General features: G+C 60.2%; 12 protein-coding genes. 5 read left to right on the top strand and 7 right to left on the bottom strand.

Features of this window, described 5'->3' with window-relative positions; genetic code table 11:
• The first annotated feature begins 294 nt into the window (after positions 1-294).
• From earP to H9Q10_RS00515, 3 genes are all read left to right on the top strand, one after another.
• Positions 295-1467, top strand: coding sequence for an elongation factor P maturation arginine rhamnosyltransferase EarP (gene earP, locus H9Q10_RS00525; RefSeq protein WP_197902097.1), 1173 nt, complete (start codon positions 295-297; stop codon positions 1465-1467).
• A 13-nt stretch (positions 1468-1480) separates the two neighbouring features.
• Positions 1481-2242 carry a hypothetical protein gene (locus H9Q10_RS00520; RefSeq protein WP_197902096.1) on the top strand — a complete coding sequence of 254 codons (762 nt, stop codon included), beginning with the start codon at positions 1481-1483 and terminating at the stop codon, positions 2240-2242.
• A 116-nt stretch (positions 2243-2358) separates the two neighbouring features.
• Positions 2359-3138 carry a DsbC family protein gene (locus H9Q10_RS00515; RefSeq protein WP_197902095.1) on the top strand — a complete coding sequence of 260 codons (780 nt, stop codon included), beginning with the start codon at positions 2359-2361 and terminating at the stop codon, positions 3136-3138.
• 92 nt (positions 3139-3230) lie between these two features.
• Here the strand turns inward: H9Q10_RS00515 and H9Q10_RS00510 are convergent, their stop codons facing one another.
• Both H9Q10_RS00510 and pnp read right to left on the bottom strand, forming a co-directional pair.
• A complete protein-coding gene (locus tag H9Q10_RS00510; RefSeq protein ID WP_197902094.1) occupies positions 3231-3725 on the bottom strand; it encodes a winged helix-turn-helix transcriptional regulator in 495 nt (164 codons plus the stop codon).
• Between the two features lie 90 nt (positions 3726-3815).
• On the bottom strand, positions 3816-5921 hold the full coding sequence (gene pnp / locus H9Q10_RS00505) for a polyribonucleotide nucleotidyltransferase (protein WP_197902093.1): 2106 nt from the start codon (positions 5919-5921) through the stop codon (positions 3816-3818).
• Between the two features lie 192 nt (positions 5922-6113).
• Here pnp and H9Q10_RS00500 point away from each other — a divergent pair, with 192 nt between their 5' ends.
• Positions 6114-6269, top strand: a complete 156-nt coding sequence (locus H9Q10_RS00500; RefSeq protein ID WP_197902092.1) for a hypothetical protein — start codon at positions 6114-6116, stop codon at positions 6267-6269.
• Between the two features lie 91 nt (positions 6270-6360).
• Positions 6361-8556 (top strand): YccS family putative transporter, encoded by a 2196-nt coding sequence (gene yccS, locus H9Q10_RS00495; protein WP_238480101.1) that lies wholly within the window; start codon positions 6361-6363, stop codon positions 8554-8556.
• Between the two features lie 205 nt (positions 8557-8761).
• Here yccS and purD read toward each other — a convergent pair whose 3' ends face one another.
• From purD to waaC, 5 genes are all read right to left on the bottom strand, one after another.
• The gene (purD, locus tag H9Q10_RS00490; RefSeq protein WP_197902091.1) at positions 8762-10027 is read right to left on the bottom strand and encodes a phosphoribosylamine--glycine ligase; all 1266 of its coding nucleotides are present in this window, start codon (positions 10025-10027) and stop codon (positions 8762-8764) included.
• 85 nt (positions 10028-10112) lie between these two features.
• Positions 10113-10739: an IMPACT family protein gene (locus tag H9Q10_RS00485; protein ID WP_197902090.1), complete on the bottom strand. Its 627-nt coding sequence runs from the start codon at positions 10737-10739 to the stop codon at positions 10113-10115.
• 101 nt (positions 10740-10840) lie between these two features.
• Complete coding sequence (locus H9Q10_RS00480; RefSeq protein WP_197902089.1) at positions 10841-11776, bottom strand: electron transfer flavoprotein subunit alpha/FixB family protein; 936 nt, start codon at positions 11774-11776, stop codon at positions 10841-10843.
• A gap of 10 nt (positions 11777-11786) precedes the next feature.
• Complete coding sequence (locus tag H9Q10_RS00475; protein WP_197902088.1) at positions 11787-12536, bottom strand: electron transfer flavoprotein subunit beta/FixA family protein; 750 nt, start codon at positions 12534-12536, stop codon at positions 11787-11789.
• Between the two features lie 170 nt (positions 12537-12706).
• Positions 12707-13684 (bottom strand): lipopolysaccharide heptosyltransferase I, encoded by a 978-nt coding sequence (gene waaC / locus H9Q10_RS00470; RefSeq protein WP_197902087.1) that lies wholly within the window; start codon positions 13682-13684, stop codon positions 12707-12709.
• Between the last annotated feature and the right edge of the window lie 142 nt (positions 13685-13826).

The following is a 13826-nucleotide window of genomic DNA, read 5'->3' as shown; positions in this document are numbered from 1 at the left end:
GCTGTGGAAAACTTTGTGGAAAACGCTGTGGGAAGCGCCGGATTGCCTGATAAATCAGGCCTCCGCTTAGCTTGCATAAAAAATGGCCAATTTTTACGAGTTTTATGTATATCAACGAGTTAAGCGCAAACAAATCTTGTCAAGCCCGAGAATTGAGCCTTTACGCCAATCCGGTGGCGGCCGTTTTAGCCCTTTGTGGGAAAACCGAAAAAATTTCCGCCAAAAAGCTTGACAGGGTTCGCGGATAACGTAAATTCCCGTCCCGTCTGAACTTTTGCCCAAGCAAGGAACATCGTGCCCCAATCCCCCCGTTTTCCACCCGCCGCCTGGCTGTTTTGCCGCGTGATCGACAACTACGGCGACATCGGCGTGTCGTGGCGCCTGGCCTGCCGCCTGCGCGAAGCCGGTTTTCAGGTAGCCTTATGGCACGACAGCCCCGCCGTGCTAGCCAAACTGCTCGGCGCTGCCCCGCCGCCCGCGCCTATCCGCCTGCACCATTGGCAGGATGATGCTGCCGAAAGCATCGCCGCCGAGCTGGCCGCCGCCGCACCCGCGCTGGTGGTGGAAACCTTCGGCTGCGATTTGCCGCCCGCCGCGCTTGCCGCCGTCCGCGCCCACCGCCCGCTGTGGCTCAACTGGGAATACCTCAGCGCCGAGCCCTGGGCGGAAGCCATGCACGGCAAGCCCTCGCTGCAAGCCGACGGCAGCGAAAAATACTTTTGGCTGATGGGCTTCAGCGAACAGAGCGGCGGCCTGCTGCGCGAAAAAGGCTACCTGAAAAAACAGCAGGCCTTCCTTGCCGATTCCGCCGCCCAAGCCGGTTTGCGCTACCGCTTGGGACTACCTGAAAACTCCGACCCCGCCGCCGTGCGCTGCTTCTGCTTCGGCTATGCCGGCGCCGTGTGGGCAGATTGGCTGGCTGCCTGGCAGGCGGCGGGCGAGCCGCTGGAAGTGTGGCTGGCCGATCATCAGGTGATCGACAGCCTGTGCCGGGCCGGCGCCATTCCCGAATCCGCCCTGCGCCGGGCCGGCGACGTGTGGCAGGCCGGCGCGGTGCGCCTTGTCCGCATCGGCTTTGTGCCGCAGGCCGAATTTGACGCCGTGCTGTGGCTGGCCGATGTGGCGCTGGTGCGCGGCGAAGACAGCTTCGTGCGTGCCCAGCTGGCCGGTAAGCCGCTGATGTGGCACATCTATCCGCAGGCCGAGCAGGCGCACCTGCCCAAGCTGCACGCCTTCTGGCGCAAAGCCGCCGAAACCGCCCCGCTGCCCGCCGCCCACGCGGCCCTCTCCAACGATTTGAACGGTGCCACCGCGCTCACCCCCGCCGCCCGCACCGAATGCTGGCGGGCGCTGCTGCAACAGCTTCCCCAGTGGCAGCACGCCGCCGCACAATGGCAGCGCGAGCTGCTGCGCCAAAGCGACGCGGTAGAACGCGTGTTGGCGCGCTGGCCGGGGCTGTTGGGCTGAGCAGGGAAGGTTTATGATACAAAAATCCGTGGAAACCATAGAAAGGCACGATATGGGCAGCAAGAAGAAGATGGCGCTGTCGGTGAAGATTTGGCTGGCGGCGGTGGCCGTATTTGGCGTGATGATGGGCTTGTTTGCGTTGTCCGCCTTATCCAGCGGCACCGAAGTGGTATTGCGCCAAGGAGAAACTGCCGAATTTGAGGTGTTTCGACCGTTTAGCACAGGAGGGGTGGAGTATTCATTTGGTTTCCAATGGGGAGATGATGACTCCCGGCGTTCGGCAGAGTTGGGTGAGTGGGTAACCAATACAAAAGATGAAGCGGAATGGGAGGCGCACCGTATTCAGCGTTTCGATAATCCGGGCGAGCCGGTACACGTTATCATCACTCTTAATGGCCGAAGTTGCCGCTATCTAACCGAACCGGTCAGCACATCGGGTGAAAAATTGTGGCGCGACTTGGGTACGCCTGCCGATTCCAGCGGGCATGCGTTTCACTTTGGTTCAAATGCTTGTTGGCTGCGAGAAAAAGCCGGCTGGAACCAAGGCAGCATCAGGATAGAGCAAGTTAGCCCGGTATTGGCTGGCGAACACGTTAAGTTGCAAGGAAGTGCGCCTTTAAATTTCAAATTTACTTCCGGAACGGCCTATGACTGGCTATGGATGATGTATTTTTGGCCATTTTGGCTGGGCATACTCATTTTATGGGGCTTTGTTTTGGTATCGATACACTATCACCGCCGCAAACAAAAAACGCAGCTTCATCCCGAAGCCTAGTTTCATGCAGGGAAGATTTTTCAGGTAGCCTCAACTTAGCCCACAGGCTACCTGAAACCATCACGCGCAGATTTCTGTATAATGCGCCCGTTTTAACCCTCAATGAGAACAAACACATGAAACACACCCTCTCCACCATCATGTTGGCGCTGCTGCTGCCCCTGGCTGCCTGCAACGCCCAGCCCGCCGCCCAAGGCGCTTCCCAGCCCGCCGCCGCATCCGCGCCCGCCGGCAGCCCCGAAGCCGCCATCCGTAGCAAGCTCACCCAAACCTACGGCAACCAAGGCATTGAAGTGTTGAGCGTATCCCCCGCCCCCGTGAGCGGCCTGTATGAAGTGTTCCTCAGCGGCAACCAGCTGGTGTATATGACTGCCGATGGCGGCTATATGTTTACCGGCGACCTGATTGACGTGAACAAACGCAGCAACCTCTCCGAAGCCCGCCGCGACGAGCTCAACCGCATCGACTACGCCGCCCTGCCTTTCGATTCCGCCATCAAAGAAGTGCGCGGCAACGGCAAGCTTCAAGTGGCCGTGTTCTCCGACCCCGACTGCCCCTTCTGCCGCCGCCTGGAAAAAGAGTTCGAGCAGATGACCGACCTCACCATCTACAACTTCATGATGCCCATCCCCGACCTGCACCCCGCCGCCGAGGCCAAAGCCATCCGCATCTGGTGCAGCCCCGACCGCACCGCCGCCTGGACCGGCTGGATGCGCAAAGGCACCGTGCCGCCCGAATCTTCCGGCTGCAACAACCCCGTGCGCGACACCATGGCGCTGGGCAGCCGCTTCGGCTTCAACGGCACGCCCACCATCGTGTTTCCCAACGGCAAAATCGTGGCCGGCTATATGCCGAAAGAAGCTTTGCAGGAAGCACTGGCCGCCAATCAGAAATAAAACTTGGGCAGGGCAAACTGCTTCCACCCGGATAAAAGGCTACCTGAAAAACATTTTTCAGGTAGCCTTTTGCTTCGATATAGCTCAGATTCCTACTCTTCCCAATCGTCCAGCGCCAGCGGGCCGTTTTCCTTCACTTCCTCCATCACCACATAGCTGCGGCTTTCCACCGCGGAGGGCAGTTGCAGCAGGATTTTGCCCAGCATGTCGCGGTAGGCGGACATATCCTGCAGGCGCACTTTGATCAGGTAGTCGTATTCGCCGGACACGAGGTGGCACTCGAGAATCTGCGGAATCTGCTGCACTTCGCGGCGGAATTCTTCAAAAATATCGCCGGATTTGGAATGCAGCTTGATTTCCACAAACACCAAAAGGCCGTAGCCGAGCCGGGCGGGATTGAGGCGGGCGTGGTAGCCGGTAATGTAGCCGTCGCGCTCCAGCCGGCGCACGCGCTCGGTAACAGGCGTGGCAGACAGGCCAACGCGCTCGGCCAGATCGGTCATGCTCAGGCGGGCGTTTTCCTGCAAAAGCTTGAGGATGCGGCGGTCGATGCTGTCGGCTTCTTTGAATAGTTGTCGGTGGGGCATGATGTGCTCTCCGTATTGATTGCAAAGGCTACCTGAAAACGGGTGAAACGGGTTTTCAGGTAGCCTTTGCCTTAGCTGGTGCTTATCGGCTTATTGCTCGCGGGTTTGGTCGAGCAGGGCTTTCATGGAGAGGCGCACGCGGCCGCGGTCGTCCACTTCCAGCGCTTTCACGCGCACGTTTTGGCCGACTTTGAGGTAGTCGTGCACGTCTTTCACGCGCTCGTGGGCAATCTGGCTGATGTGCACCAGACCGTCTTTGCCGGGCATCACGGACACGATGGCGCCCACGTTGTTGTCCAAAATCTTGATCACCACGCCGTTGTACACCTGGCCGACTTCCACTTCGGCGGTGATTTCTTCGATACGCTTGCGGGCGGCTTCCACGGATTCCACATTCACGGCGGCGATAGTGATGGTGCCGTCGTCTTCGATGTTGATTTCGGTGCCGGTTTCGGCGGTGAGGGCGCGGATGGTTTCGCCGCCTTTGCCGATCACGTCGCGGATTTTGTCTTGATTAATCTTCATGGTGAAGAGGCGCGGGGCATGCTGCGAAAGCTCCTGCGGGCCGGCCACGGCGGCCTGCATCTGCTGGAGGATGTGCAGGCGGGCTTCTTTGGCCTGCGCCAGGGCAATCTGCATGATTTCTTTGGTGATGCCTTGGATTTTGATGTCCATTTGCAGGGCGGTAACACCTTCGGTGGTGCCGGCCACTTTGAAATCCATGTCGCCGAGGTGGTCTTCGTCGCCCAGAATATCGGTGAGCACGGCGAATTTGTTGCCTTCCAAAATCAGTCCCATGGCGATGCCGGCCACGTGGGCTTTCAGCGGCACGCCGGCAGAGAGCAGGCTCAGGCAGCCGCCACACACGGAGGCCATGGAGGAAGAGCCGTTGGACTCGGTGATTTCAGACACCACGCGCATGGTGTAGCTGAAATCTTCGGGCGCGGGCAGCACGGCCAGCAGGGCGCGTTTGGCCAGGCGGCCGTGGCCGATTTCGCGGCGTTTGGGCGCACCCATGCGGCCGACTTCGCCGGTGGAATAGGGCGGGAAGTTGTAGTGCAGCATGAAGCGGTCGGTGTATTCGCCGCTCAGGGCGTCGATGATTTGCTCGTCGCGTTGGGTGCCGAGGGTGGCCACGGCCAGGGATTGGGTTTCGCCGCGGGTGAAGAGGGCGGAGCCGTGGGTGCGCGGCAGCACGCCGGTTTGGATGTTGATGGGGCGCACGGTGCGGGTGTCACGGCCGTCGATGCGCGGCTGGCCGGCCAGAATCTGGCCGCGTACCACGTCGGCTTCCAAATGTTTGAAGATGCCTTTGATTTCGTTGGCGGCCAAGGTGTCGGTGTCTTCCGTGATCAGGGCTTCCTTCACGGCGCTCCAAGCTTCGTCCAGCTTGGCGCTGCGGGCTTGTTTCTGGCGGATTTTGAAGGCTTCCTGAATGGTGGCGCCGGCGATTTCGCGCACTTTGGCCACCAGTTCGGTATTGGTTTCCGGGGCTTTCCAGTCCCACACTTCGGGGTTTACTTCATCGGCCAGCTCGTTGATGGCGCGGATTACGGCCTGCATTTCATCGTGGCCGTACACCACGGCGCCGAGCATCACGTCTTCGGGCAGGATCTGCGCTTCGGATTCCACCATCAGCACGGCCTGCGCGGTACCGGCCACCACCAAATCCAGCTGCGAACGGGAAAGCTGCGTTTTGGTGGGGTTCAGCACGTATTGGCCGTCCACATAGCCCACGCGCGCGGCGCCGATGGGGCCGGCAAAGGGCACGCCGCTCAACACCAGCGCGGCGGACGCGCCGATCATGGCGGGGATATCGGAATCGATTTCCGGATCAACGGATACCACCATGGCCACGATTTGGATGTCGTGGTAGAAACCTTCGGGGAACAGCGGGCGGATAGGGCGGTCGATCAGGCGGCTGGTGAGGATTTCTTTTTCGCTCTGCTTGCCTTCGCGCTTGAAGAAACCGCCGGGGATTTTGCCCGCGGCGTAGGTGCGCTCCAGATAATCCACGGTGAGCGGGAAAAAATCCTGCCCGGCTTTCACTTCTTTATTGGCGGTAACGGCCACCAGCACCACGGTTTCGCCCATGGACACCTTCACTGCGGCCGCAGCCTGGCGGGCGATTTCGCCGGTTTCGATGGAAACGGTGTGCTGGCCGTATTGGAAGGTTTTCACGTGTTTGTCAAACATAAATATTCCTTTAAAACAGAAGCCGCTGCCGCTAAAACACTAACCATAAGCCCGCCGCGCGGATGCAGACGCATGGTTAGGGTTTCAGACAGGCAGGGCCGGATGGGAAAATAAAATCAAACGGATCAGGCTACCTGAAAAAGCAAATGGCAGCCCGAAACCGGCGCGCATTCTAACACGCCGCCGGGCAGATTGCACCGTATAAACAAGATAATCCGTTTTTCAGGTAGCCTCTGCGCCTGCCTGGGGCTACCTGAAAATAGCTGCGGGCTGGGCGCCTTGCTGAAACATGGTTTTCAGGCGGCTTATTTTTCAGGTAGCCTCTGCCCGGGCAAGGAGGCTACCTGAAAAATCCCAGCAGCAGCAAAAGCCGCGCCCGTATCACGCCGCGCCCCGCCTGCGTTAAAATACCGCCCTTTCCCCTTCCGCCCCATTCCCCATGCTCCGCCCCTCCCGCCTGAAATGGCTTTCCGCCCGTATGTTGGCCACGCTGCCGATGCTGGCCAGCGTGTGCACCGCCGTGCTGGCCGTGTGGTATTGGCAACGGCCCCTGATGTGCATGCCGCTGGTGCTCGGCATCATCGCCGGCGCACTGGTGGATTTGGACAACCGCCTCACCGGCCGCATCAAAAACGTGCTGCTCACCATCGCCGCCTTCAGCGTGTCCTCGCTCGCCGTTCAGCTTACCTTCGGCCGGCCGCTGCTCTTTCTCGCCGCCATGACCGCGCTCACCTTCGTGTTCACCCTCTCCGGCGCCGTCAGCCTGCGCTACCGCACCATCTCCTTCGGCACGCTGGTAGTGGCGCTCTACACCATCCTTACCATCCGCCACAGCATAGGCTGGTATGCCAACACCCTGCTGATTTTGTGCGGCACCCTGCTCTACAGCGGCAACACCTTGCTGCTGCACCTCATTCTCCCCCACCGCCCCGTGCAAGACAGCATGGCCGCCGCCTATAGCGAGCTGGCGGCCTACCTCGACATAAAAGCCCAGTTTTTCGACCCCGACGACACGGAAAACCTCGAACAACGCCAAATCGAGCTGGCCATGCAAAATGGCAAAGTCACCGCTGCCTTCAACCAAGTGCGCAGCGCCCTGTTCTACCGCATGCGCGGCCAACACCGCCACCCGCGCACCACCCGCATGCTGCACGACTATTTCGCCGCACAAGACATCCACGAGCGCGCCGCCGCCAGCTACATCGGCGAATACCGCCGCTTCGTGGCCGATCTCAGCCACAGCGACCTCATCTTCCGCATCCAGCGCCTGATCGAATGGCAAGCGCAGGCCTGCCGCGACACCGCCCAAAGCCTGCGCCAAGGGGGCGAACCGCCCACCAACGCCAAGCTCGACAAGTTGATGGCCGGCATCTGCCGCTCGCTACAACACCATCAGGCCGATCCAGCCGCATCCAACCCCGATCTGCCGCGCTTGCTCGACAACCTCGGCGGCATCAACTACCAGCTCACCCATCTCGCCCGTATACAAGATGCCGGATCAGCCAGTGGCAACAGCGAGCAAACCCGCATCGTGCGCGAAGACCAAGGCGGCTGGCGCCACATCCTCACTACCCTACACAGCCATCTAAACTTCGATTCCGCCGTATTCCGCCACGCCGTGCGACTCGCCATCGTCGTATTCGTGTGCATCGCGCTTATCGAAAGCCTCCGCCTGCCCATGGGCTATTGGATTCTGCTCACCGCCGTATTTGTGTGCCAGCCCAACTATTCCGCCACCAAAAGCCGCCTCGCCCAACGCATGGCCGGCACCCTCGCCGGCGTGGCCGCCGGCTCCCTGCTGCCTTATTTCACCCCCTCCTTGCCCACCCAGCTCGCCGTAGTCGCCCTTTCCAGCACCCTGTTTTTCTTCTTCCGCACCAACAAATACAGCTATTCCACCTTCTTCATCACCATCCAAGCCCTCACCAACCTCTACATCGCCGGGCTGCACGGCGCCGACGCCCTTCCTTGGCGCCTGCTCGACACCCTCATCGGCTGCGGCATCGCCTGGTGGGCCGTTTCCATGCTCTGGCCGGATTGGCACTACCTCTCCCTGCCCCACACTGCCGGCCAGGCCCTCGCCAGCCACGCAGGCTACCTGAAAACCATCGCCCGCCAGCTGCAGCGCGGCAGCCGTTGCGACGATGCCGCATACCGCATCGCCCGCCGCCGCGCCCACGAAAGCGCCGCCCAACTGAGCAGCACCCTCTCCGACATGTCCGGCCAGCCCAAGCAATACGCTGCCAGCCTGCCCGGCGGCTTCACCCTGCTCAAAACCGTATATGCCCTCAGCGCCTATATTTCCGCCCTCGGCGCCTACCGCAGCCACCTCAGTGCCGAACCCGCCGATTCCGCCTTCCTTCAAGCCTTCGGCAGCGCCGCCGAGCAAAGCGCCCACCTGCTCGCCCAGCTGCCCAAGCTCTCCTGCCAAGATTTTCAGGCAGCCTATGCCAACCTACAGCAGCAGCTCGACAAACTGCGCCCCGGCAACACTGCCGACCCGCACGCCCACACCCTATGGCAGCAGCTCACCCTCATCGCCAAACTCCTACCCCCCGCCCACCAAGCCCTGCACGCCGTACCCTCCCCAAGCCTGCCCCTGCCAAATCCGCCCTCACAGACAAAGGCTACCTGAAAAACCGAACCCCTTCGGCCTCATCGGCCAACCGGTTTTTCAATAAGCCTAGCCTAGAAGCGGCTTAGAAACAGCCAGTCAAACATACCGTGCATTTTCAGGTAGCCTGTCCGCACCAACAGGCTACCTGAAAATTCTCCATCCCAACCAAGCAAAAAAACGCGGCGCCAAGCGGCACCGCATTTGCTGTTTATCCAAGCGTCAATCAACGCAAAGCCTTGTCTCCGATGTCACGGCGGTATTGCATACCGGGGAAGGAAACCTCGGCCACCGCGCGGTAGGCTTGCCGTTTGGCCGCCGCCAAATCGTCGCCCAAGCCCACCACGCACAACACGCGGCCGCCGTTGGTGACAATGCGGCCCGCATCCGTGGCCGTGCCGGCGTGGAAAACCTTGCCGATGCGGTTGGCGGCTTCGATGCCTTCAATCACATCGCCCTTGCCCGAACGCTCTGGATAGCCTGCCGAGGCGAGCACCACGCCCACGGCGCTTTGCGCTTTCCATTCGGCGCTGGCCGTGTCTAATTTCCGCTCCAGCGCAGCCTGCACCAAACCGGCCAAATCGCTATCCAAACGGCTCATGATGGGCTGGGTTTCCGGATCGCCGAAGCGGCAGTTGAATTCCACGGTGTAGGGTGCGCCTGCGGCGTCAATCATCAGGCCGGCATAGAGAAATCCTGTAAATTCATTCCCTTCCTCACGCATACCGTGCACGGTAGGCAGGATGATTTCCTCCATCGCGCGGCGGTACACTTCGGGGGTAACGATCGGCGCGGGGCTGTATGCGCCCATGCCGCCGGTGTTCGGGCCGAGGTCGCCGTCGAGCAAGCGTTTGTGGTCTTGGCTCGTGGCCATCGGCAGCACGTGTTCGCCGTCCACCATCACGATGAAGCTGGCTTCCTCACCCTGCAAGAAGTCTTCGATGACCACTCGCGCGCCGGCATCACCCATTTTGTTGCCCACCAGCATTTGGTCGATGGCCTGATGCGCCTGCTCTTCGGTTTGCGCCACCACCACGCCTTTGCCAGCCGCCAAGCCGTCGGCCTTAATCACAATCGGCGCGCCTTTGGCGGCCACATAATCATGTGCGGCGGCGGCATCGGCAAAGGTTTGGTATTGCGCGGTGGGAATGCCGTGCCGCGCCATGAAGGCTTTGGCGAAATCTTTGGAGCTTTCCAGCTGCGCGGCGGCACGGGTGGGGCCGAAAATGGGCAGGCCGGCGGCGCGGAAATCATCCACAATGCCGGCAGCCAACGGCGCTTCGGGGCCGACCACAGCGAAGGCAATCTGCTCGCGGCGGCAGAAATCAATCAGTTCCTGATGGCTTTTCAGCGGCAAGTTTTGCAGCTTGGGCTCCTGCGCTGTGCCGGCATTGCCGGGCGCTACGAACACGGTTTCCACTTTGGGCGACTGCGCCAATTTCCACGCCAGTGCGTGTTCGCGCCCGCCGCTGCCAATCAGCAAAAGTTTCATGTACTGTTTCCTTCCTAGTTTAATCAATTGTTTAGATGATATAAAGGCTACCTGAAAATCCATCGGACATTTTCAGGTAGCCTCTTCATTTTCCAGCGGGGGGATCATCCAAGATTTCCACCACGCGCGTGTTCAGCCAAGCTTCCATGCAAGCTGCGTAGCCCGCCAGCGGCACGGCAAAGCGCAGCCGGCAATCCAGCTGCAAATCCTGTTGCAGCACTTCCGCACCATGCTGTTTGCCCAGCCGCAGCACTTCGCTCAAATGCGGATAACCACAGCGCAGCACCACCTGTTTTTCAATGTTTTTTTCTACCTGAGCGGTTTGCTGCAATGCCAGCTGGGTGGCGGTTTTGTAGGCATGAATCAGCCCGGGCACACCCAGCAGCGTGCCGCCGAAATAGCGTACCACCACCACCAGCACATCTGTCAGCTCCGCCGAATCAATCTGCCCCAAAATCGGCCGTCCGGCACTGCCTGAGGGCTCGCCGTCGTCGTTGGCGCGGAATTGCAGGCCGTCCGTGCCCAAACGGTAGGCGTAGCACCAATGGCGCGCTTTATGGTGTTCCTGCCGCAGTGCGTCCACATGTTTTTTCACTTCGTCTGCCGTACGCACCGGGTAGGCAAAGGCGATGAAGCGGCTGCCTTTGTCTTTAAATTCGGCCTGACCGGCTTCGGCCAGTGTGCGGTAGGTGTAAACGGTGGGAGAAGTCATTTCGGATGAATGGCAATCAAATGAATACGCGGATTATATAGGAAACAGGCTACCTGAAAAATTTGATTTTCAGGTAGCCTGTTGTGTTTCACGTGAAACAATCAATCGCCCAATGCGGCAGCCAGCTGGGGCACAACCTCAAACAAATCGGCCACCAAACCATAGTCGGCAATATTAAAAATCGGTGCTTCCGGATCTTTATTGATGGCCACAATCACTTTGCTGTCTTGCATGCCGGCGGTATGCTGGATGGCGCCGGAAATACCGATGGCAATATACAGCTCAGGCGCCACCACTTTGCCGGTCTGCCCCACTTGGCAGTCATTCGGCGCGTAGTCGGCATCCACTGCCGCACGCGAAGCGCCAATGGCGGCACCGAGTTTGTCGGCCAGTGGCAGCAGTAAATCGTTAAACTGCTCCACGCTGCCTAAGGCGCGCCCGCCGGACACCACCACCCGAGCTTGCGTCAGCTCCGGCCGGTCGGACTGCACCATCTCGCGTCCGATAAAGCGGCTCAAGCCCTGCGCCGGCGTGCTTTCCACCTGCACCACTTCGGCCTGCCCGCCTTCGGTGGCGGCTTCGGCAAACGCAGTGGTACGGAAGGTGAGCACCAGTTTGTCGGCATCGCTGCCCACAGTGGCAAAGGCGTTGCCGGCGTAAATCGGCCGCACGAAGGTGTGGCCGTCCACGATTTCGGTTAAATCAGACACCTGCGGACAATCCAGCAGGGCGGCCACGCGCGGCAGCAGGTTTTTGCCGAAAGTGCTGGCGGCGGCGGCGATGTAGCGGTAATCCGCCGCCAGTTTCACCACCAGCGGCGCCAATTCTTCAGCCAAACCGTCGGCATAATGGGCGGCATCGGCCAGCAGCACCTTGGCCACACCGGCCACCTGTTTGGCCTGCTCGGCCACCACAGCCGCGCCGCTGCCAGCCACCAACAGGTGCACTTCGCCCAGCTTGCTGCCGGCGCTCACGGCGTGCCGCGTGGCGGCGGCCAGATTTTGATTGTCGTGTTCGGCAATAATCAATATGGTCATGGCACTCTCCTCAAATCACTTTGGCTTCGTTTTTCAATTTGGCCACCAACTCGGCCACGCTTTCCACTTTCACGCCGCCGCTGCGCGGTTTGGGCTCATCCACCCGCCGCTGTTGCAATTTCGGTGCAATATCCACGCCCAATTCTTCCACGGTAAGCTTTTCCAGCGGTTTTTTCTTGGCCTGCATGATGTTGGGCAGTTTCACATAACGCGGCTCGTTCAGGCGTAAATCGGCGCTGACCACCGCCGGCAGCTTCAAAGCAAGGGTTTCCAAGCCGCCGTCCACCTCACGCACCACAACCACTTCGTTTTCACCCAGCTCCACCTTGCTGGCAAAGGTGCCTTGCGGCGCATTGAGCAGGGCAGCCAGCATTTGCGCGGTTTGGTTGGCGTCGTCGTCGATGGCCTGTTTGCCCAACAGGATCAGCTGAGGCTGTTCGCGTTCGGCGATTTGGTACAGCAGTTTGGCCACGGCCAGCGGCTCCAAATGGGCATCGGTTTGCACATGGATGGCGCGGTCGCCGCCCATCGCCAGCGCGGTGCGCAGGGTTTCCTCGCATTGCTTCACGCCCAGCGACACCACCACGATTTCGCTGATCTTGCCTGCCTCTTTCAGGCGCACGGCTTCTTCCACCGCGATTTCATCAAACGGGTTCATCGACATTTTCACGTTGCCGATGTCCACATCCGAGCCGTCGGCCTTCACCCGCACCTTCACGTTGTAATCCACCACTCGCTTCACAGCAACCAGTGCTTTCATGAAATTTCCTTTTCCTTCTATCTAGTTATTCAATACGGCAAATCAGGCGGATTGTGCCGATTTGCCGGCAATAATGCAAGTTACTCTCAAGGCTACCTGAAAACGAATGAAGTGAGTTTCGCTAAAACGATGTCTTGCAAAGCAATCCAGGTTTTCCGCGAGGCTAAAGCTCAGGTTTCGATCCCGGCAGCCTGCTCCACCAAGCGCACCTGTTCAAACACTTCTTCCGGCGCCGGCATGTGGCCGATACCGCCCAAATTGCGCGCCCAAGCCGAAGTTTGCACGCCGGTTTTCACCGGGTCGCTGTCGGTGTAGATGCCCACCAGCGGCTTGTCCAGCGCATTGGCCAAATGCAGCAGGCCCGTATCCACGCCCACCACGCTGTGCGCACCGCGCAAAACATAAGCCGCCTGCAACAAGCCAAGCCGCTCCGCCGGCACTTGCGAACCGGCCACTTGTTCCGCCAACGCCAGCGCGCGCTGCCGCTCCGCCTCGTTGCCCCACGGCAGCCATACCGCCGCACCGTCTGCCGCATGCAAGCGGTTGAGCAATTCAACCCAATTCTGTTGCGGCCACAATTTACTGTCGCGGCTGGTGGCATGCAGCACCACGCGGTAATTTTCAGGTAGCCCCGGCACCGCCGCGCCATCCGGCACGCGCACACCAAAATCCGGCACCCTGTCAAAATGATAGCCGAACACCTGCGCAAACAATTCGCGGTTGCGCCATACCGCATCGCGCCCCTTGGCTACCTGAAAATGCTCGGCATAAAACGCCGAAGCCCAGCCCTCGCGCGCGCTGTGTTTGTCCAAACCCTTCACCGGTGCGCCCGCCCAACGCGCAAACCACGCACTTTTTATCAACCCCTGGCTGTCGAGCACGAAATCGTAGCCACCGCCGGCCAATTCCTGCTTCAACGCGCGCATCTGCCGCCGCGTTTCCGCCGCAAACAGCCGTTTGCGCCACTGCCGCCAGCGCATCGGAATCACCCGGCGCACAAAAGGATGCAGCCGCGCAATATCGGCAAACCCGGCTTCAGCCAGCCAATGCAGCTCCACCTGCGGGCAGTACCGCGCCAAATCCTGCACCGCAGGCAGCGTGTGGATTAAATCGCCCATGCTGGAGAGGCGCACCAGTAAAATCTTCATTTGCGAATCCGAAAGCCGAGCCCTTGCAAAGTGGCACATTATAGCAAAAGGCTACCTGAAAACCCGACGGCAGCCAAATACGGGCCGCCATAAACAAATTCAATCGCAAAAGCAGACGCCATCGCCGGATTCCCGTATCATT

Origin of the sequence: Eikenella glucosivorans (genome assembly GCF_016025525.2) — a bacterium.
GTDB lineage: Bacteria > Pseudomonadota > Gammaproteobacteria > Burkholderiales > Neisseriaceae > Eikenella > Eikenella glucosivorans.
Note: the sequence above shows the minus strand (reverse complement) of the source record. Positions and strands in the feature narration are given on the sequence as shown.